The following is a 25421-nucleotide window of genomic DNA, read 5'->3' on the forward strand; positions in this document are numbered from 1 at the left end:
GCTTTATTGACCAGCGCTAGACGCTATTTATTCAGTAGTCTGGCCTGTATGCCTGCATCGATACAGGCCTGGTAGGCCTTGACGGTAGCGCCATAGCCCAGCTCCAGCGCGTCAGCAATCAGCGCGTGGCCAATAGAGACTTCGGCCACACCGGGCACACGGGCCACAAAGGCGGCCAGATTGTCGCGGCTCAAGTCGTGGCCAGCATTTACCTCCAGCCCGGCATCCAGCGCTGCCTGCGCCGCCTGGGCGTAAATAGCCAGCTGCTGTTCCTGATCGGCCGTGCCCCAGGCTGCGGCATAAGGCTCGGTGTACAGCTCAACGCGGTCTGCACCCACTGCCTTGGCAGCGGCCATTTGCGCGGGAACAGGGTCCATGAACAGGCTCACGCGCACGCCCAGGGCCTTGCATTCGGCAATCAAGGGGCGCAGGCGCTCGGCATCCTGCGGGAAGCTCCAGCCGTGGTCGCTGGTGAACTGGTCTTCGCTGTCAGGCACAAAAGTGGCCTGGTGCGGACGCACATCGCGAATGAACTGCATCAGGTTCTGCGTGGGGTTACCTTCGATGTTGAACTCGGCTTGCGGCCAGGCCTTGAGCAGCGCTGCCAGTTCATACACATCGCTGGCACGGATATGGCGTTCATCCGGGCGGGGGTGGATGGTGATGCCCTGCGCCCCAGCTTCCAGGCACAGCTGCGCGGCACGTGTGACCGAAGGAATACCCAGATGGCGCGTATTGCGCACCAGAGCGACTTTGTTGACATTCACGGACAGGGCCGTGCGACGAAATGGGGAAGACGAAGCAGTCATAGCGTTTGCAAATCCATCATCAGCTGCCGCGTGCGCAGCAGGGGGCTGCCGCAATGGTATTGCAGCAAATGGCGCAGCTGCGGCTTCAATGCCGATGCCACCGCTGCACAGGCGCGTACAGTGGCGGGGTAAGCGGCCTCACCCTGCTCCAGCGCGTGCTGCAGGCTGCGCCACTGCACCCCGGTGAGGCTGGCACGGTCGCCGTCCAGCGCCGGGCGCAAACCCATCTCGGCCACCAGCACATAAGACTTTTGCGGCTCCAGCGCCTGCAGCGTCTGCGTTTCCAGCTCCAGCGATGGGAGCAAGCCCAGCTCGCGCAGCAAAATCAGTTCAAACGCGCGCAGCACGGGTTCAATCACTTCTTCCTGCTGGGTAGCCAGCAGTTTGACCACGGCGCCATACACATCAAACAGGTAAGCATACGGGTCGTCCCGCGCCAGCAGGCGCATGAGCAGCTCGTTCAGATACAGCCCGGTGAGCAGGTTGTTGCCCATGGGCATGATGTGCCCACCCGCCCACTCCGCGCCTTTGAGCACATGGATGTCGGCATTGCCATCACCCGAAAGCGTGTAGCTGACTTTGAGCGGCTGCAGCGCCAGCAGCACGGGACGAAAGTTGGAGGTGTGGCGCTTGACGCCCTTGGCCAGCAGCGCCACACGGCCACGGTGGCGTGTGAACACCTCCAGAATCAGGCTGGACTCGCTCCAGTCATAGCGGTGCAGGATAAAGGCGGGTTCATCACCCACGCGCTTGGCGGCCATAGGTTCTCAAAAAGACAAAAAGGCCTCAGTGAGACCTTTAGGAAAAGCACGAAGCTTGAAGTGTCGCATAGCGTTGAGCGAAGCGCCCGAGACGCAAAGCACCCGCGCAGACAGTGGCAGCGCCACGGCAAGCGGGTGCGACAAAGTATCGGCAACGCCAGGCGGCACCCGACACCTTACTCGTAGCCGAAGGACTTGACGCGGACTTCATCATCCGCCCAGCCCGACTTGACCTTGACCCACACTTCCAGGAAAACCTTGGCGTCAAACAGCTTTTCCATTTCCTGGCGGGCTTCGGTCGAGATGCGCTTGAGGCGCTCGCCGCCCTGACCAATCACCATGGCCTTGTGGCCATCGCGCTCCACCACGATGGTGGCGGCAATGCGCATGAAGCGGTTGTGCACCTTGCTGGGCTCTTCGACAAACTTGTCGATCACCACGGTGGAGGTGTAAGGCAGCTCATCGCCTGTGAAGCGGAACAGCTTTTCACGCACGATTTCCGCGGCCATGAAGTTTTCGCTGCGGTCGGTCAGCTCGTCTTCACCGTAGAACCAGGGCTGCTCGGGCAGGTACTTGGCGCAGATGCCGAACAGGCGCTCGATGTCACCCTTGCTCTTGGCCGACATGGGCACAAACTCTGCAAAGGGGTGGCGATCCTGCATGCTCTTGAGCCAGGGGGCAATCTCGTGACGGCGGCCCACGGTGTCCAGCTTGTTCGCCACCAAAATGGTGGGAATGCCGGGCTTGAACAGGCTCAGCACCTTGGCATCGGCCAGGGTGAAGCTGCCTGCTTCCACCACGAACAGGATCAGGTCCACATCACCAATGACGCCCATCACGGCCTTGTTCAGCGACTTGTTCAGGGCCGTGGAGTGCTTGGTCTGGAAGCCGGGCGTGTCCACAAAAATGAACTGCGTCTCTTCCTTGGTGCGGATGCCGGTGATGCGGTGGCGTGTGGTCTGCGACTTGCGCGAGGTGATGGACACCTTCTGCCCCACCAGCGCATTCATCAGCGTGGACTTGCCCACATTGGGCTTGCCCACGATGGCGATCAGGCCACAGCGCTGCTCTTCGGGAGCGTACACACGCACGGGCGCGGCAGCTTCAGCAGCTTTCTCGGCCTCAATCTCTGCCGCACGTGCCACCAGCGAGGGGGTTGCGCCGGGCTTGGCCGCAGCCAGCATGGCATCCAGCTCGGCCATGCTCTGGCCAGCAGGTGTCACATCAGGAAACGAAGGGACTGGAGATTTAATGCCTTTTTGGCCTTTAGCGCCCTTGGCGCCTGCGGTGCTAGCTACTTTTTTCGCAGCATCGTTCATGGGTGTTTCGCTTTCAAAATGGCCAGCATGGCGCTGGCAGCAGCCTGTTCGCCGGCACGACGCGATGGTCCTGTGCCCTTGGCGCCCAGCTTGAGTTCGGAAATCATGCAGGCCACTTCAAAGGTCTGCTTGTGCGCAGCCCCGGTAATGGCCAGCACGCTGTATTGGGGCAGCTGCATGCGGCGGCCTTGCAGCCACTCCTGCAAAGCCGTCTTGGGGTCTTTCTCGGCCGCACGCATGTGGGGGTTGATGTCCACGCCTTCAAACAGGCGGTGTACCACTTGCTCGGCAGCGACAAAGTCAGCGTCCAGGTACACCGCGCCCAGAATGGCTTCGACGGCGTCTGCCAGAATCGAGGGGCGGTTCTTGCCGCCGGACTTGGCCTCACCTTCGCCCAGGCGCAGCAGCTCGGGCAGCTGGAGCTTGAGCGCAATCTGGTGCAGCGTGCCTTCCTTGACGAGGTTGGAACGCACGCGCGACAGATCACCTTCGGGCAGCTCACGCAGGCGCTGGAACAAAAGACTGGAGATGGCCAGACTCAGCACAGAGTCTCCCAGAAACTCCAGACGCTCGTTGTTGTCTGCCGAGAAGCTGCGGTGCGTCAGCGCACGCTGCAGCAAGGCAGGATTTTGGAATGTGTACTGCAGCGTCTGCTGCAGTTCTTGCAGGGTGATTGGCACCTATTTGGTCTGGTAATTAAAACGGTAAACAAGGTAGGCAGGGCCTACCAACGGAACGGAACGCTCATATTCAAAGCCCACCACAACCCGGTCATTGACCTTGGAGATCTCCAGATCCTTGCCAGAGATGGTGGTGATGTCGTCAATCTGTGCAGCCCTGTCAAACACTGCACGCACTTCTGACACGGTATCGCCTTCCCGCGCAGCCTTGGTCGCTGCTTTCTGGGCCGACTGATATTCCAGAAGGATAGGCAGCGATTGTCCGCCAATCGCAAAAACCGCAACTGCCAGCACAGCAATCACGACAAAACCGATGAAAGACAGACCGCGCTGGCTGTGACGAGTGGCTCCACGCATAGATATTCCCTCTGCTCTTATGGAAATGGCCGCTACAGCGGCCATTTCTCTGATTCAAGTGCTGCGCACTTTTAATGAAAGCTACCGATGCGTTTGAGGTTACCGAAATTCATCCAGATGAAAAAGGCTTTTCCGACAATGTTGGCTTCAGGCACAAAGCCCCAGTAGCGCGAGTCCAGCGAGTTGTCGCGGTTGTCGCCCAGCACCCAGTAGTAGCCCTCTGGCACCTTGCAGGTCACGCCTTCCACGCTGTAGACGCAGTTTTCGCGGTAGGGGTACTCAGACGCCCCTTGAATGTACGCAGGCACACCAGGCGTGTTGAGCATGCGGTGCGGCTTCTCGCCCAGATGTTCTTCCAGCTGCTTGAAGTAACGCATGGCATCGGTGTCGAAAAAGTCGGGCAGCTGCTCGGTGGGCACTTCCACGCCGTTGATGGTCAGGCGCTTGTTGAGGTAGGCCACGGTGTCACCAGGCAGGCCCACCACACGCTTGATGTAGTCCAGCGTAGGCTGAGGGGGATAGCGGAACACCATCACATCGCCACGCTCAACGGGATTGCCGTCGGTCACCTTGGTATTGATCACAGGCAGGCGCACACCATAGTGGAACTTGTTCACCAGGATCAGGTCGCCCACCATCAGCGTGGGAATCATGGAGCCCGATGGAATCTTGAAGGGCTCAAACAAGAAGGAACGCAGTACAAACACCACGAACAGCACCGGGAACAGGCCCGCCGTCCAGTCCAGCCACCAGGGCTGGCGCAGGATGCGGGTCTCTCCTGGCTTGGTATCCATGTCATGGCGCAACCCCTGGCGCTCCAGCTCGGCACGGCGTGCCTCGGCCTCAGCGTTCAGGCGCTCTGCTTCTTTCTTGCGCTGCGGAAAGAAGTAAAAGCGTTCGGCCAGCCAGTAAATACCGGTGACAAAAGTCGCCAGGAACATCAGCAAGGCAAAGTTGCCTTCGATGGCGCCGACATACCACGCCCCAATATAGGCAACGAATGCGGCCAAGATAACCGCGGTGATCCACTGCATGGCTTGCATGGTTCCCTCTTCTGTTTACTCTTCGACCTGCAGGATGGCCAGGAAAGCTTCCTGCGGCACTTCCACCGAGCCAATCTGCTTCATGCGCTTCTTACCAGCCTTCTGCTTTTCGAGCAGCTTGCGCTTACGGGTAATGTCACCACCGTAGCACTTGGCCAGCACGTTCTTGCGCAGCGCCTTGACGGTTTCACGCGCGATGATGTTGGCGCCAATGGCTGCCTGAATCGCCACGTCAAACATCTGGCGGCTGATGATTTCGCGCATCTTGCTCACCACGGCACGGCCACGGTACACCGCCTGCGAACGGTGCACGATGATGGACAGCGCATCCACCTTCTCGCCATTGAGCAGGATGTCGACCTTCACCACGTCAGACGCACGGTACTCCAGGAACTCATAGTCCATGGAGGCATAGCCGCGCGAGACCGACTTGAGCTTGTCAAAGAAGTCCAGCACGATTTCGCCCAGGGGCATTTCGTAGGTCAGCATGACCTGACGGCCGTGGTACTGCATGTTCATCTGGATGCCACGCTTCTGATTGGCCAGCGTCATCACGGGGCCCACGTAGTCCTGCGGCATGTACAGGTGCACGGTCACGATGGGCTCCAGAATTTCCTGGATGCGTCCCACATCAGGCATCTTCGAGGGGTTTTCCACATCGATGACTTCACCGTCGCCCTTGACCACCTTGTAGACCACGCTGGGCGCGGTGGTGATCAGGTCTTGGTCGAACTCACGCTCCAGACGCTCCTGCACGATTTCCATGTGCAGCAGGCCCAGGAAGCCGCAGCGGAAGCCAAAGCCCAGCGCCTGAGAGACTTCTGGCTCAAACTGCAGGGCCGCATCATTGAGCTGCAGCTTTTCCAGTGCGTCGCGCAGCTGGTCGTATTCAGAAGCTTCTGTGGGGTAGAGGCCAGCAAACACCTGGGGCTTGACTTCCTTGAAGCCAGGCAGCGGTGTCTCAGCAGGGCCCAGATTGTTGGGCAGCTTCTTTTCCAGCGTAATGGTGTCGCCCACCTTGGCGGCCTTCAATTCCTTGATGCCGGCAATGATGTAACCCACTTCACCCGCCTTGAGCGAGTCACGCGGAGAGTTCGCAGGGGTGAACACGCCCACCTGGTTGGCTTCATAGGCGGCGCCCGTAGCCATCATCTTGAAGCGCTCATTCTTCTTGAGCTCACCGTCAACCACGCGCACCAGCATCACAACGCCCACATAGGGGTCAAACCAGCTGTCCACGATCATGGCGCGCAAAGGCGCATCAGGGTTGCCCTTGGGAGGGGGCACCTTGGCGACGATGGCCTCCAGGATGTCATCAATGCCCATGCCGGTCTTGGCCGAGCAGGGAATGGCATCGCTGGCATCAATGCCGATCACGTCTTCGATCTCGGCCTTGGCGTTATCAGGATCAGCCTGGGGCAGGTCCATCTTGTTCAGCACGGCAAACACTTCCACGCCCAGGTCCAGCGCGGTGTAGCAGTTGGCCACGGTCTGCGCTTCCACGCCTTGCGAAGCATCCACCACCAGCAAGCCGCCTTCACAGGCCGACAGCGAGCGCGACACTTCATAAGAGAAGTCCACGTGACCGGGAGTGTCGATCAGGTTCAGGTTGTAGACATTGCCGTCCTTGGCCTTGTATTGCAGGGCGGCGGTCTGTGCCTTGATGGTGATGCCGCGCTCTTTCTCGATATCCATCGAGTCAAGCACCTGCGCCTCCATTTCACGCTCTGCCAAGCCACCACAGCGTTGGATCAGGCGGTCGGCAAGTGTCGATTTGCCGTGGTCAATGTGCGCAATGATGGAAAAATTTCGGATGTGCTTCATCAACGATAAGCGTTTGTAATTAAAGAGAAAGCGTGGTCATTGCAAGAAAAAAAGGGCGCGTCAGATGTTGACGCACCCTGAACCAACAATCTCTGGCAACTGCGATGAGGTTGGACTGCCAATTGTAGGCAAAACTGCCCAAAAACCAAGCATCCATTTGCTATGACTCGGGCATTCATGTGCGCCCCGAACGCCATTTTCCACAAGTTAACCACAGATTCCATGCAGGCAGACCTTGCGCAAAAACAGCACCATCAGGTGCTGTATCTGCAGCAAGTGCTCGCTTGTCTCAGTCCGTGACCGCGCTCTGAAGCGGCCATTCTAACCAAGCACTCCACTTGCCAGGCATTACCCCCAGACTCAGCCCTACGTCAGGACATATGCCGCTGACGCAGGGATGCGCTGCTGTCGAATCAAGGATTGCTGCGTGGGCGGATGAGCACATACTGCGTCCACTCGCCGCGACGCACCAGCACATTCACTGGCTTGGTCAGGTCGGCCTTGGCCAGCGCTGCTTCAAAGCTCTTGATGCCAGTCACTTCCTGGTTGGCCACGGCCAGAATCACATCGCCCTCGCGCAGGTTGGCACGCGCTGCAGCGCCCGATGCGGTCAGCACACGCACACCACCCTTGATGCCCAGTTCCTTTTGCTGTGCAGCAGTCAGGTCACCCACCACCAAGCCCAGCTTCTTGGCCGTAGCGGTTGCGATGGAGCCGGACTCTGCAGCTTCGTCAGTTTGCACCTGTGCAACCTCCTCTGGCTCGACCTCTGCGACCACGATGGACAGGTTGCGCAGCTGACCGCGACGGAAAACCGTCACCTCCGCCTTGCTGCCAGGCTTGGTGTTACCCACCATGCGCGGCAGGTCGGCCACCTTCTCAATGTCTTTACCATCGTATTTCACGATGATGTCACCGGCCTCGATGCCGGCCTTGGCAGCTGGCGAGTCAGGCTCCACCGCAGACACCAGCGCACCCTGAGCCTTGCCCAGGCCAATGGACTCCGCCACATCCTTGGTCACCGCACCGATCTGCACGCCGATGCGGCCACGCGAGACCTTGCCAGTCGCACGCAGCTGGTCGCTCACGCGCACAGCTTCATCGATAGGGATAGCAAAGGAAATACCCATAAAGCCACCGGAGCGCGAATAGATCTGGCTGTTAATACCCACCACTTCACCATGCATATTCAGCAAGGGGCCACCGGAGTTACCAGGGTTAATCGCCACATCGGTCTGGATAAATGGCAGGTAATCACCCGTATCACGCTGCTTGGCCGAAACAATACCGGCTGTCACGGTATTTTCCAGGTCAAATGGAGAGCCAATCGCCAGCACCCATTCACCCACCTTGAGGTTATTGACATTGCCAATCTTCACGGCAGGCAAGTCCTTGGCGTCGATCTTGACCACCGCCACGTCAGTGCGCTTGTCCGCACCCACAATCTTGGCTTTGAATTCACGCTTGTCCGCCAGCGTCACAATCACTTCGCTGGCGCCATCCACCACGTGGGCATTGGTCATCACATAGCCATCGGGGCTGACGATAAAGCCGGAACCTACACCGCTGGGGCGTACTTCCTCATCATCACCGGGCGCAGGGCCGGGACGACCCTGGCGAGGTGCATTGGGCACAGGCAGACCAAAGCGGCGGAAGAACTCCAGCATTTCTTCATCCATGCCGCCAGATGCCATGGGATTGCTGCGCACCTTTTCAGCGGTGCGAATATTCACAACCGCTGGGCCCACCAGGTCTACCAGCTGGGTGAAGTCAGGCAGGCCAGAGACCACGGGCGCCGTCGCAGCCTGTGCGTGCGCTGCGGGCAGCACATTGGTGCTGACGCTGTCCTTCCATGCCACGGAGCCTGCACCAGCCGCAATACCCACAGCCAAGATGGCAGCATAAATAGATTTCATTTTCATCGAAGGCATTTTCTACACGTCCTTTTCTAAATTTCTTTCTGCACAACGTGCAGCTGCATACTCAGAAAAAAAGACCAGCAATTGGTTCCCAGCTTTATAAACCGTTTACATAAATACAGTTTTCTTTGCAGCAAAGGCCCAATATAAAAAAAGAGCGGCTTGCGCACGCTCTTTCTATGTTTGGGCATCATTTGAACTGGAATCCCTTATTCATCCAACGCAAAGTGCTCACTTTTTTGAAAGTAGACTTACTTGCTGCCGGCCTGTGCGCTACTGCGCGCGGCAAAGCTGGCATTGCGCAAGAACTCCGCAGGCGTCTGCAGCGAGGGACGGCTGGCATATTGCTGGTGATTGGCCAGCAGCGCGTCCAGCTTGGGATCACGCAGCACATCGCCCTCACCGGTAGCTACTAGCACGGGCGTACTGATGCTTGCAGGCGCTGCCGCAAGCTGCGCACCCTGTGGTGCATTGACCGTGCCCAGCAAATTCCAGCCCAGCGCTGCCACGGCAGCCACGGTAGCAAAGCTCGCAGCCACCTTCCAGCGGAACACGGAGCTGTTCGCCGCAGGATCGCGCAGCGGCACCACGCGGGCATCAGACTGGGCCAGGCCAGTCGCCACCTGCTGCAGCTGCGAAGAAGCCAGCTGCAAGGGAGGCGGCTCCTGTGCCAGCTTTTCACGCAGGCCGCTGAGCAAATCGTGCTGACTGTGGTGCGCCAGATCGGGCGAGCGCAGCACATCCCCCACGAGATGGTAGATCTCCCAGCTTGCGCAGCCTTCTGCAGACTCTGCGCACGCCAAGGCCTGCTCCAGTTCTTCACCGTGCAGCTCGCCATCCACCAAGGCAGACAGCAATTCCTTGTTCATTTCTTGTTCCATCATGGGTTCACCTGCTCACTGGCTGTAGACCAATATCCTTTTCTCACCATCGCTTGCCACTTTGGCGCTCCAGCAAAGGCTTGACCTTGGCTGAAATCGCTTCACGCGCCCGAAAGATACGCGAACGCACCGTACCAATCGGACAATTCATGGCTGCTGCGATTTCCTCGTAGCTCAGACCTTCAATTTCACGCAATGTCACGGCCTGGCGCAAGTCTTCGGGCAAAGCATCCATGGCTGCATTCACAGCTGCAGCAATCTCCTGCGCAGCCATGACAGTCTCTGGCGTTTCGTCTGTACTTGGTTCGTTACGTGCACGAAAAGTTTCATCGTCCTCGTCCGAAACATGTAACGCACTCTCGAGCATGACCGGATCGCGCCGCATCTCCACCAGCGCCTTCTTGGCGGTATTGACAGCAATGCGGTACAGCCAGGTATAGAACTGCGCCTCACCCCGGAACTGGTGCAGCGCCCGGTAGGCACGCAAGAAAGTTTCCTGAGCAATATCCTGCACCAGATCGGGATCGCGCACCATGCGTGCAATCAGGCGTTCAATGCGGCGCTGGTATTTGATCACCAGCAGCTCATACGCGCGCTGATCGCCCGCAACGGTACGTTCCACCAGTTGCAGGTCACTGTCAGAGGAAAGAGAGGGCGCAGAGGCTGAATTCATGAAAGCGAAGTTCTCTCGCAGAGGGCATCGTGCCGCACAGTGCAGAAGCGGTTATGCAGCCCCTGACTGTTGGTGGGGTTGCGACAGATAAGCTGATGAATATACCGCACGCCGCAAATCCAGCCAGCGCTCAGGCGCCCATTTTTTCTCGAGCAGCACATGGCAGCTACGGCCCTGCAGGCACTCCAGCCGTAGCACCAGCAACTGCTGCATATCAGCAATCACCCGCAGCGATACCAGCACAGCGCTGCTGCCACCGCCTTGCACCAGACTCCAGCACTTGCCATCCCAGTGCAGATGGCCTTGCGGCAAGCGCAACAGGCTGCAGTGCACGGCCCAGACCTCCAGCACCCAGCACACTACAGCAGCCAATGCTGCAAGCAACAACCCCTGACCCGCCCCCAGCCAGAGCCACATCAGCAGCAGTGCAGCGCTAAGCACAGACACCCACTTCCAGATACACCACAGCAGCACCGGACGCTGCAGCGGATAGTGCACGGCGGGACTGTGGCGAGCGGTCATGCGTACCTCATGCAAATCAAAACAAAACCCGCTTGAGCCTTGCAGCCACAAGCGGGTTCAGTCACAGAGAAGGCATTTTCACACCTTCCTGCCAGATGCTTAGATGCGCTTGAAGATCAGCGATCCGTTGGTGCCACCAAAGCCAAAGTTGTTCTTCAGTGCCACGTCGATCTTGGCATCGCGCGCCACATTGGCGCAGTAGTCCAGATCGCAGTCAGGATCCTGATTCAGCAGATTGATGGTGGGAGGAATCTTCTGGTCATGGATAGCCATGACGGTAAAGACGCTCTCGATACCACCAGCACCGCCCAGCAGGTGACCCGTCATGGACTTGGTTGAGCTAACCACGGTCTTGTAAGCCGCGTCGCCCAGCGCTGCCTTGATGGCGTTGCTTTCGTTCTTGTCGCCCAGAGGAGTCGATGTGCCGTGTGCGTTCAGATAGTTGATCTGATCAGGGTTCACACCGGCATTGCGCATGGCGTTGAGCATGGCGCGGCGTGGGCCGTCCATATTGGGCGCAGTCATGTGACCAGCGTCAGCACTCATGCCATAACCGCCCAGCTCGGCGTAAATCTTGGCGCCGCGTGCCTTGGCGTGCTCGTACTCTTCGAGCACCAGTACACCAGCGCCTTCGCCCAGCACAAAACCGTCACGGTCTTTATCCCAGGGGCGCGATGCGGCCTTGGGGTCGTCATTGCGCGTAGACAGTGCGCGCATGGCTGCAAAACCGCCGATACCCAGTGGGGATACAGTCGATTCAGCGCCACCGGCGATCACGATGTCCGCGTCGCCGTATTCAATCATGCGTCCAGCCTCACCGATGCAGTGCAGGCCAGTGGTACAAGCCGTCACCACCGACAGGTTGGGACCCTTGAAGCCATGACGCATGGAAACGTGTCCAGCCACCATATTGATAATGGAAGCGGGCACAAAGAATGGGGTGATGCGGCGGGGGCCGCGATTGGACAACTCAATCTGAGTGTTCTCGATCAGGGGCAAGCCCCCGATGCCAGACCCAATCACGCAACCGATGCGGGTAGCAAGGTCATCGGACAAGGCCTCACCCGTAGGCAGGCCTGCATCCTTCACAGCCTGATCCGCAGCCGCGATGCCATAGTGGATAAAGGTGTCCATGGAACGCGCATCCTTGGCGCTCATGTACTCCTCTACATTGAATCCCTTGACCTCGCCTGCAATCTGGCAGGAGAAGTTAGAGGCATCAAACTTGGTGATGCGGTCAATACCGGACTGGCCGGCCAAAAGATTGGCCCAGGCTTCAGCCACCGTGTTGCCCACGGGGCTGATGCATCCCAGGCCGGTCACGACAACGCGACGACGGCTCATGCGTTCAAACCTTATTTTTATCGCTTCGGTGCGTAAATGCTTAATGAATTAAGCCTTGTGGTGGGTATTGGCGTAGTCGATGGCGTTTTGCACCGTCGTGATCTTTTCAGCATCTTCATCGGGGATTTCGATGCCGAATTCATCTTCCAGGGCCATCACCAGTTCGACCGTGTCCAGGGAGTCAGCGCCCAGGTCAGCCACGAAGGCCTTTTCGTTGGTTACTTGAGACTCTTCAACGCCGAGTTGTTCAGCAATGATTTTTTTGACACGTGCTTCGATATCGCTCATGGTTTCCCTCAGGGGGTTGTGAATGAACCCGCGATTCTAGCCGTTTCAGGAAATCCTCCCCGAAACAGCCTGCCGTCGCGAGGAAACGGCATAACTTTCGTTAATTTACATGTACATGCCGCCATTGACATGCAACTCGTGTCCGGTAATGTAACCAGCCCCTTCCGAGGCCAGGAAGGCCACGGCATGTGCAATGTCGGCAGGCTTGCCCAGCTGTCCCAGAGGGATCTGTGCTGCCAAAGCCTTTTGCTGCTCTTCAGGCAGAGCTGCTGTCATATCTGTAGCAATAAAGCCAGGAGCCACGCAGTTTACGGTAATACCGCGGCTGCCCAACTCACGCGCCAGAGCGCGGGACATACCTGCTACGCCAGCCTTGGCTGCTGCGTAGTTGGCCTGACCGGGGTTGCCCGTGGCACCGACCACGCTGGTCACACTGATGATGCGGCCAAAGCGCTGCTTCATCATGGGGCGAATAGCCGCACGGCTGAGTCGGAAAACAGCCTTCAGATTGGTATCCAAAACGGCTTCCCAGTCCTCATCCTTCATGCGCATGGCCAGGGTGTCACGGGTGATGCCGGCATTATTGACCAGCACATGCAGACCGCCTTCGTTCTTGACCAGATCGTCAATAAGCGCGTCCACGCCTGCGGCGTCGTTCACATTCAGATTCACACCACGGCCGCCCTTGGCAGCCAGGGTTTCGGTAATACGTGCTGCACCAGCGTCAGTGGTGGCAGTACCAATCACAGTGTAACCACGCTCAGCCAGCTCGGCTGCAATGGCCGCGCCAATACCGCGCGATGCGCCAGTCACCAGCGCAACTTGTTTCTTTTGTTCGATCATGCGAGCAATTCTTTCACTTCTGTCAGCGTAGCAGGGTCATAGAGGGCTGCGCCCACCAGTTCTGCATCAATGCGCTTGGTCATTCCTGCCAGCACCTTGCCAGGACCGCACTCTACCAAATGCGTAATGCCGCGAGCCTTCATGGCCTGCACGCATTCCACCCAGCGCACAGGGCCAAAAGCTTGACGGTACAGCGCATCACGGATAGCGGCTGCATCTGTCTGCACCGCAACGTCGATGTTGTTGATCACAGGAATCTGGGGCACACCCAGCTCCAGCGCATCCAGCGCGACCTTCAGCTTCTCAGCTGCAGGCTTCATCAGGCTGGAGTGGAAAGGCGCGGACACAGGCAGGGGCAGCGCACGCTTGGCGCCTGCTTCCTTGACCGCTGCGCTGGCAGCTTCTACCGCAGCCTTGGAGCCCGCGATCACGGTCTGACCTGGGTCATTAAAGTTCACGGCTTCCACCACTTCGCTGCCGCCCAGCTGAGCGGCCACAGCGGCGCAGACTTCCTTGACCTTGTCGGCAGGCAGACCCAGCACGGCAGCCATGGCACCCGTACCCACTGGCACGGCCTCCTGCATGGCAGCAGCACGCAGGCGCACCAGCGGTGCGGCCTGGGCCAGCGTCAGCACGCCAGCAGCCACCAGCGCCGAATACTCACCCAGCGAGTGACCGGCTACAGCATCAGGCATGGCACCGCCTTCAGCCTGCCAGACACGCCAAGCCGCCACGCCGGCGACCAGCATCACAGGCTGGGTGTTGGTGGTCAGCGCCAAAGCTTCCTTGGGGCCGTTTTGGATCAGCGCACCAATGTCTTCACCCAGGGCGTCCGAAGCTTCCTGCAGCGTCTGTGCGACGACGGGGTGGTCACCCCATGCGTCCAGCATGCCTACGGACTGCGAACCTTGCCCCGGAAAGACGAATGCGAATTTCTTCATATGACGGTCACTCGTTATTAATAAAAAACGGCTCTAGCGCTTATTTAGCAAGCGCCAGCAGCTACATATTTAAAAGCACAGCACCCCAGGTGAAACCGCCACCCACGCCTTCGAGCATGACGGTGTCACCCTTTTGGATCTTGCCGCTGCGCACCCCTTCATCCAGGGCCAGCGGAATGGAGGCCGCCGAGGTGTTGCCATGCTCCTGCACGGTCACAATCACCTTTTCCATGGGCAGCTTCAGCTTGCGGGCGGTGCTTTGCATGATGCGGATATTGGCCTGATGGGGCACCAGCCAGTCAATATCAGCCTCGGTCTTGCCTGCTTTCACCAGCACAGCACGCGCCGCCTTTTCCAGCACGCCGACCGCCAGCTTGAACACTGCCTGACCATCCATGGTCAACATGGGTGAGCCCATGACATTACCCCCCGAGACATTGCCGGGCACGCACAGAATACCGACATGCTGGCCATCAGCGTGCAGATCGGTGGCCAGAATGCCGGGCTCTTGCGAAGCTTCCAGCACCACGGCACCCGCACCATCACCAAACAGCACGCAGGTGGTACGGTCATCAAAATTGAGCAGGCGGCTGAACACTTCGGCTCCCACCACCAGCGCGCGGCTGGCAGCACCCGAGCGAATCATGGAGTCCGCCACGGTCAGCGCATACACAAAGCCGCTGCACACAGCCTGCACGTCGAACGCGGGGCAGCCATTGGCGCCCAGCTTGTTCTGCAGAATGCAGGCGGTCGAAGGAAAAACCATATCGGGCGTCGATGTCGCCACGATGATCAGATCGATGTCCTGCGCCGTCACACCAGCGGCTTCCAGCGCCTTGCGCGAAGCCTGCAGAGCCAGATCACTGCTGTAGGTGTTGCCATCCGCAAAATGGCGTGCCTCAATCCCCGTGCGCTCCACAATCCATTCGTGGGAGGTTTCGATACCACGTTCAGCCAGTTGAGCGGCCAGTTCATGGTTGGTCAATCGGCGTTCAGGCAGGTGACTGCCCGTGCCAATGATGCGTGCATATCGTGTCATGTTGTCTCAAGCCACCGTGTCGCCATGGGCTGCAGCGCTGGCAGCTGACTCCAACACAGGGGCCGTCTGGGCGATGCGACCTTGCACACGGTCAAGTAGGTTATTGCGGACTGCATCATAAGCGCGGTTCAAGGCATGCTCGTAACCGGTTCTGTCGGCAGATCCGTGGCTCTTGAATACCAGACCACGCAGTCCCAGCAGGGCTGCACCGTTATAGCGGCGATGATCCATGCGCTTCATCAGCGCCTTTAGCACGGGATAAGCCAAGATGGCAGCAAATTTGGTGAAGATGTTGCGTTTAAATTCCGTCTTCAGGCCACCCACGATCATGGAGGCCACACCTTCCGAAGACTTCAGCGCCACATTGCCGACAAAGCCGTCGCAGACCACAATGTCTACGCCGCCCTTGAAAATGTCATTGCCTTCGACATTCCCGACAAAATGGATCGCGTTCGCCTCATTCGCACTGCGCAGCAGTTCGCCTGTGCGTTTGATGACTTCATTGCCCTTGATGGCCTCTTCCCCAATATTGAGCAAGCCCACCGAAGGTTCTGTGTTCTGCGCACGCAGCGCTGACACCAGAGCAGAGCCCATCACTGCAAACTGCAGCAGGTGCTCAGGCTGGCAATCCACATTGGCACCCAGGTCCAGCACCGTGGTGGCAGCGCCTTTTTCGTTGGGCAGCTGTGTGGCAATGGCTGGACGGTCAATGCCATCCATGGTTTTCAGCAGGTAGCGGGACACCGCCATCAGCGCCCCGGTATTGCCAGCAGACACGGCGACCTGCGCCTTGCCCTCCTTGACCTGCTGGATGGCCACGCGCATCGAAGAGTCCTTCTTGCGACGCAGGGCGACCTCCACCGGGTCATCCATGGTCACGACTTCCGAGCACGGCACGATTTCTGCGCGCTCGTGTGCCTGCCAGCCTGCAAATGCGTCGGGCAAGCCCACCAGCAGCAAACGCGCCTCAGGATGGGTAGAAAGAAATTGGCGGCACGCAGGAAGCGTAACGCTGGGGCCATGATCGCCCCCCATGCAATCGACTGCCAGTGTGATCATGAATGACTTAGGGGTCTGCTGCAGACCAGAGCTGGAATAAGCAGCATTAAAAAACAAAAGCCCGAGCTACGAGTAGCTACGGGCCTTTAGACAGCTGAAACGCTATTAGGCTTCAGACTTGTTCTTCAACACCTGACGGCCACGGTATACACCGTTGGGGCTGATGTGGTGACGCAGGTGCACTTCGCCGGTAGTGGATTCCACTGCGATGCCTGGCACATTCAGAGCGTTGTGCGAGCGGTGCATACCGCGCTTGGAAGGGGACTTTTTGTTTTGCTGAACAGCCATGATGGCTCCTGAGTCTTGAAAGGGTTGGTAAAAATACGCGATCAGCCCATTAAAGACACGAGGGGGTTTCGCGCGAAGCCCCCGATTATAGCGCAATCCCGGCAAACAAAGCGAGGCCTCCAAATTCTCAGAGGAAATCGCTGGCCAGCACCGGAATCACCACGCGTCTTTCTCAGACCTGCATTGAACAGCCGCTGCTGCAAAATGCCTGTCAAAAACCGCCCGAAGGCGGTGGCAAGACTGATCACATACAGGTTTGGGTATCAGTCCGCATTCTTGCGCAGGCCAGCCAACACTGCAAACGGATTGGTCTTTTCCTCATTCGCCGCCTCGAAATCCGTGTCGCTCGATGCCATGGGTACAGATTCCGGGCAGACCTCGTGCATGGGCACAAAGGGCAATGCCATCAGCAGCTCATCCTCGATGAGCTGGCGCAGATTGAAATCCTTGTTCAGCGCCAGCACGTCTTCTTCGGCTTCGTCGTCCAGCGTCTCGGCCGTGGCCTCATCCTTCACAAAGCGGAACGAGCGCTCCACATGCAAAGGCATGGTCACGCTGCCCAGGCAGCGCTGACATTGCATGGGCAGCTGGGCTTCCACATCCAGGTGCAGCCACAGCTGACCGGGGCCGCCGGTTTCAGGCTCGTGCTCACCCTCGGCGTACCACGAGACCATCATGCCATCCACGCTGGCATGTGCTTCCTGGGCCAGGCGCTCAAATGCAGATACAGGCTCTTCACCTTCGATCACTGCATTGGCCTTGGCAAATGCGGCGACATCAAGGTGATCCAATGAATATTCCTTGCTCATGGCGGCAGTGTAAGAGAATCCCTGTATGTCTGAATCCCTCACCCCACAGCGCCCCTTGATTCTGGGGTCTACCTCGCGTTACCGCAGAGAACTGATGGAACGCCTGAACATCCCCTTCACCACGGTTTCACCGGAAGTGGATGAAACCCCGCTGCCCGGCGAAGCCCCCGGTGCACTGGCCATGCGCCTGGCACTGGCTAAGGCCCATGCCGTGGCTGAGCAGCACCCCGATGCCATCGTGATTGGCTCGGACCAGGTGTCCGACCTGAACGGCCAGCCCATGGGCAAGCCGCTGGTGCATGAGCGCGCTGTCGAGATGCTGCGCGCCATGCGCGGGCAGACCGTGCTGTTTCACACGGCCGTGGCCGTGGTCTGCAAGGCCACAGGCTTTGAACACAGTGACATCGCAGTGATCAAGACCGTCTTTCGCAGCGATCTGAGCGATGACGCCATCGAGCGCTATCTGCGCGCCGAGCAGCCTTATGACTGCGCAGGCAGCGCCAAGAGTGAAGGCTTAGGGATTAGCCTGCTGGACGCCATCCACAGCGATGACCCCACCGCCCTGATTGGCCTACCCATGATCCGCACCTGCCGCATGGTGCGCGCTGCAGGAATCCAGCTGCCATGAACGACCACCACAGCCGCAAGGGCAAGCTGTACCTGGTGCCAGCGCCGCTGGACTTTGGCTGCGCCACCCAGTCACCCATTACCGATGTACTGCCTGAGCTGACGCTGCGCACCGCTGCCAGCCTGCAGCACTGGATCTGCGAAAACGCCAAAAGCGCGCGCGCCTACCTCAAGCGCGTGGGCGAGCACACGCCGCTGATCGCCCCCATTCAGCAGATGCAGTTGCAAGAGCTGCCCCGCGAAGCGCACAAGAAAGGTGACCACGGCGGCAAAAGTGGCGCAGTGTTTGATGCCAAGGCGCTGCTGGCACCTGCACTCGCAGGCCACGACATGGGCCTGGTCAGCGAAGCGGGCATGCCTGCCGTGGCTGACCCCGGCAGCTCCATCGTGCGTGCCGCGCACGATGCGGGCATTCCCGTGATACCACTGGTTGGCCCCGTATCGCTCTTGATGACACTGGCTGCCAGCGGACTGAACGGCCAGAACTTTGCCTTTGTGGGCTACCTGCCCCAGGATGCCAGCCAGCGCACGCAGCGCATCAAGGAACTGGAGCAGCTGGCCCAGCGCCACAACCAGGCCCAGCTCTTCATTGAAACACCCTACCGCAACCCCGCGCTGTGGCAGGCACTGCTGACAAGCCTGCAGGCCAATACACGCCTGGTGATGGCCAGCGGACTGACGCTGGAGAGCGCCAGCATCCAGAGCCGCTACGTCAAGGACTGGAAAAAGCTCGGCACCGCGCCTGACAACCGCACCCCCGTCGTATTTGCCATCGGCCAGTAAAGACTGCTCAATAAAAAAGAGCGCCTTGCGCTGAATGCACAAGGGCTTCAGAATGTTTTATATCCGAATCCTTTGTACACCCAGCGCAAGGCGCTCTTGTTTTTGCAGATCTGATTAGCGCAGCTGGAATCCCAGGTCACGCAGTGCACCAACCGCACCGCCGCCGATGGAAGCGCCAAAGCGCTTGGCAAAACGCTCTGCCAGGTTCTCATTGCGCGTGTAGTCCACGATGTCTTCAGCCTGCACCACTTCGCGCGCCACGCTGTCCAGCGAGCCAAACTTGTCCGCCAGCCCCAGCTCCACCGCCTGCTGCCCTGTCCAGAACAGGCCGCTGAAAGTTTCATCCGTAATCTTCAGGCGCTCACCGCGGCCTGCCTTGACCACATCAATGAACTGCTGGTGGATCTGATCCAGCATCACCTGCACAAACTCACGCTGCTCAGGCTTGACGGGGCTGAAAGGGTCCAGCATGCCCTTGTTGTCACCCGCGGTGTACAGGCGACGCTGCACACCCACTTTCTCCATGACTTCGGTAAAGCCAAAGCCATCCATGAGCACACCAATGCTGCCCACAATGCTGGCCTTGTTCACAAAGATTTCATCGGCCGCCGCTGCAATGTAGTAAGCCGCCGAGGCGCAGGTTTCTTCCACCACGGCGTAGATGGGTTTGTTGTGCAGCGACTTCAGGCGCACGATTTCGTCATTGATCATGCCCGCCTGCACAGGACTACCACCGGGCGAGTTGATCAGCAGCACCAGCGCGCGCGAGCCTGGATCTTCCAGCGCCGTGCGCATGGCGGCATTCACAAACTCCGCATTGGCCGTGGAATCACTGGCAATCGTGCCCTTGATCTCTACCACCGCCGTATGGGGGCCGCTCATGGCCGTGCCCGAGCTTGCGCTGCCCATCCACCACACTGCCGCAACAATCAACGCCACCCAGGCCATGCGCCAGAAGTTGCGCCAGCGGCGTGCTGCACGCTGCTCCTTGACCGTGGCGAACACCAGGCGCTCGAGCACATCACGCTCCCAGCCTGGCTTGGACGAGGGTGATGCGCCGCTCTTGGAGCCATCCTGTGCACCGGAAGCAGCACGTGCCCACAAATCCTGGCCAGGCACCTGCTCTGGCGCAGCAGCGCCCTCACGATCGGACGAAGAAGGAGAATTCATAGACTCGCTTTACTGGTTGCAATCTCTGCTGGCAGTATGCCAGCGCGAAACCATGCGCATCTTACGCATGGGCCTGGAGCCACTGGTGCAGCTGAGCCACGTCCTGCGCCACATGCAGCGGGCTACAGGCCTGCAGCTGCTCGGGCGCATGCGCACCATAGGCTACGCCCACACTGGCACAGCCTGCATTGCGCGCCATTTCCAGGTCGTGCGTGGTGTCACCAATCATCAGCAAGCGCTCGGGGTCCACACCAAACTCCGCCATCAGCTCCTGCAGCATCAGCGGGTTGGGCTTGCCCGCGGTTTCATCGGCCGTGCGCGAACTGTCAAACACACCGCGCAGGTCGGCCTGCTGCAGCGCCTCATTCAAGCCCCTGCGGCTTTTGCCCGTGGCTACAGCCAGCAGGTGACCGCGCTCACGCAGCGCATCCAGCATAGGCAGCACGCCCTGGAACAGCGTGACCTGCTCCTGCAGCTTGAAATAGTGGTAGCGGTAGCGGTTAGCCAGCTCGGTGTACTTTTCCTGGGGCACATCGGGCGCGGCATAGGCCAGCGCCGGCATCAGCGCCATGCCAATCACATAGGAGGCACGCTCGTCCGAAGGCACTGCGCCCCCAACATCAGCCACCGCCAGCTGAATGCTGCGGGTGATGGCGACGGTGGAATCAAACAAAGTGCCATCCCAGTCGAAGGCAATCAAATCAAATTGGCGAGCACGCATGGCAACCCTGTAGTTCATGAAAAGCGGTTTCAGGCCACAAAGTCTGCCAGTTCTCTGGGCAGCTCGGCACGAATTTCAATGCGCTCCTGCGTAGCAGGATGGTTGAACTGCAGACGCCAGGCATGCAGGAACATGCGCTTGAGGCCCTGCTTGGGCAGGCGCTTGTTCAGGTCAAAGTCGCCATACTTGTCATCCCCCGCAATGCCATGGCCCTGCGAAGACAGGTGCACACGGATCTGGTGCGTGCGGCCCGTCTTGATGGTCACTTCCAGCAGACTCATCGCAGGCAGCCCCTGCATGGGCCGGGGTGCATGCTGCGAGCGCACCTTGACCAGGGTCAGCGCGCGCATGGCATCCGGGTCGTCCGGCGTGGTCACGCGCACGCGGCGCTCGCCATCGGGCAACAGGTATTTATGCAGCGGAGTGTCAATGACCTTCTTGTTCGCAGGCCATGCACCGCTGACCAGCGCCAGATAGGTCTTCCCCGTCTCGCGTTCACGGAACTGGTCCTGCAGCTTGGTCAGAGCCGAGCGCTTCTTGGCCACCAGCAAAATGCCGGAAGTCTCACGGTCCAGACGGTGCACCAGCTCCAGGAACTTGGCCTGTGGGCGCGCCTGGCGCAGCTGCTCAATCACTCCAAAGCTCACGCCCGAGCCGCCGTGTACAGCCACACCGGCTGGCTTGTCGATGGCAATCAGGTGTTCGTCTTCAAACAGGATGGGAAACTCACGCGCTGGCGCGGGTCGGTCCGCCTTTTCCTGCACTTTTTCAGAAATGCGCACGGGCGGCACGCGCACCACATCCCCGGCTTCGACACGGGAGTCAGCCTGGCAGCGGCCCTTGTTGATACGCACCTCGCCACTGCGGATGATGCGGTAGACATGGGTCTTGGGCACCCCCTTGAGGTGACGCATAAGAAAGTTGTCCAGACGCTGACCTGCCCCGTCTTCATCGACCTCAATCAGACGCACAGCAGCAAATGCGGGGTTTGGGGTACGTTCTTGGGGCTGTTTGCCCTCTATAATGTGTTTCACCTGCGCGAACTTTATGTGTAAGTGGTTGTTTCATCTGGATTTTAGTCCACCCAGCCATTTCCCCCGGCGCAGGCAGGTCGATGCCACAGATGCCGTGTCCGCGTAAAAGCACCCAGATCGTCGTGCTGGCGGTGCGGAATTTGTCTGGTTGACGCATTGAAACACTGAACGGAATCTTCACGTGGATGGTGGTGTATGGGAGCGATTGCTCCGGGCCATCCTCGTATATGAAAAATCAACGAGCATGTGGGTATTGATTTCTTGGTTGCTACGCGTGACGCAGAGGCATGAGCCTGTGCAGCATGCGCCTGCGCTGAATGCCCGCCCTCCAGTCCTCGCGAAAGCAAGTCTCCGCCGCAGGGTGCAAGGCTTGAACGCAGCAGCGCTCGTACCCTGCCTCCTGCCCTTGCCACCTTTGCTGACATAACTACAGCACTGCACGCAATCAGGCCCAGGGCGATTCCCCTTCTTTTCGTTTCAACGCAGCAATCCGGCATCAACGGCTCCTATAGAGCCTGTCTTTGATGAAGAGTCAAAGGCGTGTCGGCCAGGCAGCGTTGTCGCTGTCGGCCGGCCGCCGTACAACGAAAAGGATATGCATCATGAAACGGATGCTGATTAACGCAACGCAGTCCGAAGAACGCCGCCTCGCGATCGTTGATGGACAGAAGCTGCTGGACTACGAGATCGAGATCGAAGGTCGGGAACAACGCAAAGGCAATATCTACAAAGCCGTCGTCACCCGTGTCGAGCCCTCTCTGGAAGCATGCTTTGTTGACTATGGTGAAGACCGCCACGGCTTCCTGCCTTTCAAGGAAATCTCCAAGCAATACTTTGCCGAAGGCATTGCCCCCAGCCAGGCCCGCATCAACGATGTGATCAAGGAAGGCCAGGAGCTGATCGTTCAGGTTGAAAAAGAAGAACGCGGCAACAAGGGCGCAGCCCTGACCACCTTTATCTCGCTGGCTGGCCGCTATGTGGTGCTGATGCCCAACAACCCCCGTGGCGGTGGCGTTTCGCGCCGCATCGAGGGCGAGGAACGCGCCGAGCTCAAGGAAGCCATGGACCAACTGGAGTACCCCAAGGGGATGTCCATCATCGCGCGCACAGCCGGTATCGGCCGCACCGCGCCCGAGCTGCAATGGGACTTGAACTACCTGCTGCAGCTGTGGAGCGCCATTGACGGTGCGGCCAAGGCTGGCAAGGGCGCCTTCCTGATCTACCAGGAATCGAGCCTGGTGATCCGCGCCATTCGCGACTACTTCAACAACGACATCGGCGACATCCTGATCGACACCGACGACATCTTCGAGCAGGCGCAGCAGTTCATGCAGCACGTCATGCCCGAGCATGCCAGCCGTGTGAAGCGCTACCGCGACGATGCACCGCTGTTCAGCCGCTTCCAGATCGAGCACCAGATCGAGTCCGCCTACTCGCGCACTGTGCAGCTGCCTTCCGGCGGCGCCATCGTGATCGACCACACCGAAGCGCTGGTGTCCATCGACGTGAACTCGGCCCGCGCCATCAAGGGCGGCGACATCGAGGAAACCGCCACCCGCACCAACCTGGAAGCTGCTGACGAAGTGGCACGCCAGATGCGCCTGCGTGACCTGGGCGGTCTGATCGTGATCGACTTCATCGACATGGAAGACGCCAAGAACCGCCGCGAAGTGGAAAACCGCCTGCGCGAAGCCCTGCGTCAGGACCGTGCCCGCGTGCAGTTCGGCACCATCAGCAAGTTCGGCCTGATGGAAATGAGCCGCCAGCGTCTGAAGCCCGCCCTGTCTGAAGGCGCGCACATCAACTGCCCACGCTGCGGTGGTTCCGGCCACATCCGCGACACCGAGTCTTCGGCGCTGCAGATCCTGCGCATCATTCAGGAAGAGTCCATGAAGGACAACACGGCCGCTGTGCACTGCCAGGTGCCTGTGGAAGTGGCTTCCTTCCTGCTCAACGAAAAGCGTACGGAAATTGCCAAGATCGAGCTCAAGCAGCGCGTGTCCGTGCTCATGGTGCCCAACAAGTCGCTGGAGACGCCACACTACAAGCTCGAGCGCCTCAAGCACGATGACCCACGTCTGGAGAATCTGGACGCCTCGTACAAGCTGGCCGAAGAAGTGGAAGATGTGACCAAGGTCACACGCCGCTCGCAGGAACCCACCAACAAGCAGACTCCTGTGATCAAGGGCGTGCTGCCTGATGCACCTCCCGCACCTGAGGCGCGTCCCCAGCCTGCCGCACGCGCAGCCAAGAATGGCCGCCCCGCTGCACAGCAGGCAGCTGCCGCAGCACCACGCACCGAAGTGCGCGAACAAGGCTTCTTCGCATGGCTCAAGAGCCTGTTCGGCTTTGGCCCCAAGCCCGCGCCCGTAGAGCCAGTGGCTGCCCCTGTCAAGCCCGAGGGCACCCGCGAAGCACGCAATGGTGAGCGCAATGGCCGTGGCGGTCGTAACGGCCGCAACGGTGAACGTGGCGAGCGTGGTGAACGCAATGGCCGCAACGAGCGCAATGGCCGCAACGGTGAACGCAACGAGCGCAATGAGCGTGGCGACAACGAGTCCAGCCACCGCCGTGAAGACCGTCAGGATCGCCAGGAACGCGTTGAGCGCAATGCAGACAATGCACGCCCACAGCGCGAACCACGCAACCGTGGCGAACGCCAGCCCCGCAATCTGGAAGCTGCAGAGCAGCGCAACCAGCAAGGTGTGACCGGTGCTGAGCACAACACACCTGAAGCTGCTGAGCGCCCAGAGCGCCAGCCACGCCAGCGCCGTGAGCGTCAGCCACGCAACGTGGAAGTGCAGGCGCAAGCTGCAGCCGCGCAGCAGCTGGAAGCTACGGCACAGGCTGTGCAGGAAACGGTGAACGAAGCCCAGGCACAGGATGCAGCAGCACCCGCAACCAACGGTGAAGACGCTCCACGCAATGGCCGCCGCTCGCGCGACCGCTACGGCCGTGACCGCCGCAACAACCGCGAGCGCCAGCCCGCAGCGCGTGACGAGAATGCAGCCCTAGCTGCAGCCGCTGAAAACGCCGAAGTCACACAGGCTCCAGACACCAGTGCTGAAGCAGTGACTGAAGTGAATGAGCAAAGCGCGCCACGCCGCAGCTACTTCAGCCAGGTTCAGCCTGCTGTGCAAGCTGCAGAGCCTGCCGCTGCAGCCCAGCCAGCAGCTGAAGCCGCACCTGCAGTGCCAGTGGCTGAAGCAGCGAACGCTGTGGTTGAGCCTGCTGCAGCCCCTGCCGTGCAGGAAGTCGCAGCGGTTGCACCCGAAGCCGTGGAGCAGCCCCAGGCCGAAGCCGCTGCCGAGCCAGTGCAAGCAGCAGCACCTGCCGAAGTGCCTGCCGCCCAACCCGTGCGCACCGCAGCCTACATCCTGCCCGTGCAGGAACTGCAAGAGCTGGCCAGCGCTGCGGGACTGCAGTGGGTGAACTCCGATGCGGAAAAGGTCGCTGCCGTGCAGGCTGCGATTGCTGCCGAGCCCAAGCCTGTGCACATCCCCCGCGAGCGTCCTCCCGTCGTGATTCTGGACGAAGGCCCGCTGGTGCTGGTGGAAACACGCAAGGACTTGAGCGCCATGGTGCTGCCGTTTGAGCAGACACCAGAGCACAACGCTTAAAAGCGTTGACACCAAATCGGGGGCCTCTGGCCCCCGATTGCATCTATCCCCCTGTTTTTCTGACGGA

25 protein-coding genes are annotated in these 25421 nt (G+C 59.6%); 3 read left to right on the forward strand and 22 right to left on the reverse strand.

Translation table 11 applies throughout. The annotated features are described in order from the left end of the window. Positions 1-23: 23 nt before the first annotated feature. From B5M06_RS02095 to B5M06_RS02185, 19 genes are all read right to left on the reverse strand, one after another. Entirely contained in the window at positions 24-809 is a 786-nt protein-coding gene (locus tag B5M06_RS02095) for a pyridoxine 5'-phosphate synthase (protein WP_054067444.1), read from the reverse strand. After that, positions 806-1570, reverse strand: a complete 765-nt coding sequence (gene recO / locus B5M06_RS02100; protein WP_054067445.1) for a DNA repair protein RecO — start codon at positions 1568-1570, stop codon at positions 806-808. Before recO ends, B5M06_RS02095 begins: the two co-directional genes overlap by 4 nt. A 176-nt stretch (positions 1571-1746) precedes the next feature. Continuing rightward, positions 1747-2889 (reverse strand): GTPase Era, encoded by a 1143-nt coding sequence (gene era / locus B5M06_RS02105; RefSeq protein ID WP_054067446.1) that lies wholly within the window; start codon positions 2887-2889, stop codon positions 1747-1749. Continuing rightward, the gene (gene rnc, locus B5M06_RS02110; protein WP_054067447.1) at positions 2886-3569 is read right to left on the reverse strand and encodes a ribonuclease III; all 684 of its coding nucleotides are present in this window, start codon (positions 3567-3569) and stop codon (positions 2886-2888) included. The genes era and rnc overlap by 4 nt, the downstream gene beginning before the upstream one ends. After that, positions 3570-3926: a DUF4845 domain-containing protein gene (locus B5M06_RS02115; protein WP_054067448.1), complete on the reverse strand. Its 357-nt coding sequence runs from the start codon at positions 3924-3926 to the stop codon at positions 3570-3572. Between the two features lie 71 nt (positions 3927-3997). Then, positions 3998-4969 carry a signal peptidase I gene (gene lepB, locus B5M06_RS02120; protein ID WP_054067449.1) on the reverse strand — a complete coding sequence of 324 codons (972 nt, stop codon included), beginning with the start codon at positions 4967-4969 and terminating at the stop codon, positions 3998-4000. A 15-nt stretch (positions 4970-4984) separates the two neighbouring features. Continuing rightward, positions 4985-6793: a translation elongation factor 4 gene (gene lepA, locus B5M06_RS02125; protein WP_054067450.1), complete on the reverse strand. Its 1809-nt coding sequence runs from the start codon at positions 6791-6793 to the stop codon at positions 4985-4987. A 413-nt stretch (positions 6794-7206) separates the two neighbouring features. Further along, complete coding sequence (locus tag B5M06_RS02130; RefSeq protein ID WP_054067451.1) at positions 7207-8724, reverse strand: DegQ family serine endoprotease; 1518 nt, start codon at positions 8722-8724, stop codon at positions 7207-7209. A gap of 239 nt (positions 8725-8963) precedes the next feature. Further along, positions 8964-9596, reverse strand: a complete 633-nt coding sequence (locus tag B5M06_RS02135; protein WP_054067452.1) for a sigma-E factor negative regulatory protein — start codon at positions 9594-9596, stop codon at positions 8964-8966. Between the two features lie 40 nt (positions 9597-9636). Continuing rightward, a complete protein-coding gene (rpoE, locus tag B5M06_RS02140; RefSeq protein ID WP_054067453.1) occupies positions 9637-10266 on the reverse strand; it encodes an RNA polymerase sigma factor RpoE in 630 nt (209 codons plus the stop codon). A gap of 51 nt (positions 10267-10317) precedes the next feature. After that, positions 10318-10788: a hypothetical protein gene (locus tag B5M06_RS02145; protein WP_058880112.1), complete on the reverse strand. Its 471-nt coding sequence runs from the start codon at positions 10786-10788 to the stop codon at positions 10318-10320. Between the two features lie 99 nt (positions 10789-10887). Then, on the reverse strand, positions 10888-12132 hold the full coding sequence (gene fabF, locus B5M06_RS02150) for a beta-ketoacyl-ACP synthase II (protein WP_054067455.1): 1245 nt from the start codon (positions 12130-12132) through the stop codon (positions 10888-10890). A gap of 48 nt (positions 12133-12180) precedes the next feature. Further along, positions 12181-12420, reverse strand: a complete 240-nt coding sequence (acpP, locus tag B5M06_RS02155) for an acyl carrier protein (protein ID WP_019575021.1) — start codon at positions 12418-12420, stop codon at positions 12181-12183. 105 nt (positions 12421-12525) lie between these two features. Next, positions 12526-13263: a 3-oxoacyl-ACP reductase FabG gene (fabG, locus tag B5M06_RS02160; RefSeq protein ID WP_054067456.1), complete on the reverse strand. Its 738-nt coding sequence runs from the start codon at positions 13261-13263 to the stop codon at positions 12526-12528. Continuing rightward, a complete protein-coding gene (gene fabD, locus B5M06_RS02165; RefSeq protein ID WP_054067457.1) occupies positions 13260-14204 on the reverse strand; it encodes an ACP S-malonyltransferase in 945 nt (314 codons plus the stop codon). The genes fabG and fabD overlap by 4 nt, the downstream gene beginning before the upstream one ends. Before the next feature lie 61 nt (positions 14205-14265). Next, positions 14266-15243, reverse strand: a complete 978-nt coding sequence (locus B5M06_RS02170) for a beta-ketoacyl-ACP synthase III (RefSeq protein ID WP_054067458.1) — start codon at positions 15241-15243, stop codon at positions 14266-14268. A 6-nt stretch (positions 15244-15249) separates the two neighbouring features. Continuing rightward, the gene (plsX, locus tag B5M06_RS02175; RefSeq protein ID WP_054067557.1) at positions 15250-16302 is read right to left on the reverse strand and encodes a phosphate acyltransferase PlsX; all 1053 of its coding nucleotides are present in this window, start codon (positions 16300-16302) and stop codon (positions 15250-15252) included. Between the two features lie 105 nt (positions 16303-16407). Continuing rightward, complete coding sequence (rpmF, locus tag B5M06_RS02180) at positions 16408-16590, reverse strand: 50S ribosomal protein L32 (protein WP_054067459.1); 183 nt, start codon at positions 16588-16590, stop codon at positions 16408-16410. A 263-nt stretch (positions 16591-16853) separates the two neighbouring features. Then, positions 16854-17399: a YceD family protein gene (locus B5M06_RS02185; RefSeq protein WP_054067460.1), complete on the reverse strand. Its 546-nt coding sequence runs from the start codon at positions 17397-17399 to the stop codon at positions 16854-16856. Positions 17400-17424: 25 nt separating this feature from the next. Here B5M06_RS02185 and B5M06_RS02190 point away from each other — a divergent pair, with 25 nt between their 5' ends. Next, positions 17425-18027 (forward strand): Maf family nucleotide pyrophosphatase, encoded by a 603-nt coding sequence (locus B5M06_RS02190; protein ID WP_054067461.1) that lies wholly within the window; start codon positions 17425-17427, stop codon positions 18025-18027. Beyond that, entirely contained in the window at positions 18024-18809 is a 786-nt protein-coding gene (locus tag B5M06_RS02195; RefSeq protein WP_054067462.1) for an SAM-dependent methyltransferase, read from the forward strand. Before B5M06_RS02190 ends, B5M06_RS02195 begins: the two co-directional genes overlap by 4 nt. Before the next feature lie 114 nt (positions 18810-18923). On the opposite strand, the gene B5M06_RS02200 is transcribed toward B5M06_RS02195, so the two are convergent. From B5M06_RS02200 to B5M06_RS02210, 3 genes are all read right to left on the reverse strand, one after another. Further along, positions 18924-19979: a S49 family peptidase gene (locus B5M06_RS02200; protein WP_054067463.1), complete on the reverse strand. Its 1056-nt coding sequence runs from the start codon at positions 19977-19979 to the stop codon at positions 18924-18926. Between the two features lie 61 nt (positions 19980-20040). Beyond that, entirely contained in the window at positions 20041-20700 is a 660-nt protein-coding gene (locus B5M06_RS02205; RefSeq protein WP_240183980.1) for an HAD family hydrolase, read from the reverse strand. 29 nt (positions 20701-20729) lie between these two features. Further along, positions 20730-21734, reverse strand: a complete 1005-nt coding sequence (locus tag B5M06_RS02210) for an RluA family pseudouridine synthase (protein ID WP_054067465.1) — start codon at positions 21732-21734, stop codon at positions 20730-20732. 602 nt (positions 21735-22336) lie between these two features. Between B5M06_RS02210 and B5M06_RS02215 the strand changes: the two genes are divergently transcribed. Then, positions 22337-25354 carry an Rne/Rng family ribonuclease gene (locus B5M06_RS02215; RefSeq protein WP_054067466.1) on the forward strand — a complete coding sequence of 1006 codons (3018 nt, stop codon included), beginning with the start codon at positions 22337-22339 and terminating at the stop codon, positions 25352-25354. Positions 25355-25421: the final 67 nt, after the last annotated feature.

It is taken from the genome of Comamonas kerstersii (assembly GCF_002056725.1).
Classification (GTDB): Bacteria; Pseudomonadota; Gammaproteobacteria; order Burkholderiales; family Burkholderiaceae_C; genus Comamonas; species Comamonas kerstersii.

What these genes read in the sequence shown, in the direction of transcription:
- B5M06_RS02195 (WP_054067462.1), top strand. Translation starts at nt 18,024, where the DNA reads ATGAACGACCACCACAGCCGCAAGGGCAAGCTGTACCTGGTGCCAGCG.
- B5M06_RS02185 (WP_054067460.1), bottom strand. Translation starts at nt 17,399, where the DNA reads ATGAGCAAGGAATATTCATTGGATCACCTTGATGTCGCCGCATTTGCC.
- recO (WP_054067445.1), bottom strand. Translation starts at nt 1,570, where the DNA reads ATGGCCGCCAAGCGCGTGGGTGATGAACCCGCCTTTATCCTGCACCGC.
- plsX (WP_054067557.1), bottom strand. Translation starts at nt 16,302, where the DNA reads ATGATCACACTGGCAGTCGATTGCATGGGGGGCGATCATGGCCCCAGC.
- B5M06_RS02170 (WP_054067458.1), bottom strand. Translation starts at nt 15,243, where the DNA reads ATGACACGATATGCACGCATCATTGGCACGGGCAGTCACCTGCCTGAA.
- fabG (WP_054067456.1), bottom strand. Translation starts at nt 13,263, where the DNA reads ATGATCGAACAAAAGAAACAAGTTGCGCTGGTGACTGGCGCATCGCGC.
- B5M06_RS02190 (WP_054067461.1), top strand. Translation starts at nt 17,425, where the DNA reads ATGTCTGAATCCCTCACCCCACAGCGCCCCTTGATTCTGGGGTCTACC.
- lepB (WP_054067449.1), bottom strand. Translation starts at nt 4,969, where the DNA reads ATGCAAGCCATGCAGTGGATCACCGCGGTTATCTTGGCCGCATTCGTT.
- B5M06_RS02145 (WP_058880112.1), bottom strand. Translation starts at nt 10,788, where the DNA reads ATGACCGCTCGCCACAGTCCCGCCGTGCACTATCCGCTGCAGCGTCCG.
- era (WP_054067446.1), bottom strand. Translation starts at nt 2,889, where the DNA reads ATGAACGATGCTGCGAAAAAAGTAGCTAGCACCGCAGGCGCCAAGGGC.
- B5M06_RS02200 (WP_054067463.1), bottom strand. Translation starts at nt 19,979, where the DNA reads ATGAATTCTCCTTCTTCGTCCGATCGTGAGGGCGCTGCTGCGCCAGAG.
- B5M06_RS02130 (WP_054067451.1), bottom strand. Translation starts at nt 8,724, where the DNA reads ATGCCTTCGATGAAAATGAAATCTATTTATGCTGCCATCTTGGCTGTG.
- B5M06_RS02135 (WP_054067452.1), bottom strand. Translation starts at nt 9,596, where the DNA reads ATGATGGAACAAGAAATGAACAAGGAATTGCTGTCTGCCTTGGTGGAT.
- B5M06_RS02095 (WP_054067444.1), bottom strand. Translation starts at nt 809, where the DNA reads ATGACTGCTTCGTCTTCCCCATTTCGTCGCACGGCCCTGTCCGTGAAT.
- fabD (WP_054067457.1), bottom strand. Translation starts at nt 14,204, where the DNA reads ATGAAGAAATTCGCATTCGTCTTTCCGGGGCAAGGTTCGCAGTCCGTA.
- rpmF (WP_054067459.1), bottom strand. Translation starts at nt 16,590, where the DNA reads ATGGCTGTTCAGCAAAACAAAAAGTCCCCTTCCAAGCGCGGTATGCAC.
- rpoE (WP_054067453.1), bottom strand. Translation starts at nt 10,266, where the DNA reads ATGAATTCAGCCTCTGCGCCCTCTCTTTCCTCTGACAGTGACCTGCAA.
- B5M06_RS02215 (WP_054067466.1), top strand. Translation starts at nt 22,337, where the DNA reads ATGAAACGGATGCTGATTAACGCAACGCAGTCCGAAGAACGCCGCCTC.
- B5M06_RS02205 (WP_240183980.1), bottom strand. Translation starts at nt 20,700, where the DNA reads ATGCGTGCTCGCCAATTTGATTTGATTGCCTTCGACTGGGATGGCACT.
- fabF (WP_054067455.1), bottom strand. Translation starts at nt 12,132, where the DNA reads ATGAGCCGTCGTCGCGTTGTCGTGACCGGCCTGGGATGCATCAGCCCC.
- acpP (WP_019575021.1), bottom strand. Translation starts at nt 12,420, where the DNA reads ATGAGCGATATCGAAGCACGTGTCAAAAAAATCATTGCTGAACAACTC.
- B5M06_RS02115 (WP_054067448.1), bottom strand. Translation starts at nt 3,926, where the DNA reads ATGCGTGGAGCCACTCGTCACAGCCAGCGCGGTCTGTCTTTCATCGGT.
- lepA (WP_054067450.1), bottom strand. Translation starts at nt 6,793, where the DNA reads ATGAAGCACATCCGAAATTTTTCCATCATTGCGCACATTGACCACGGC.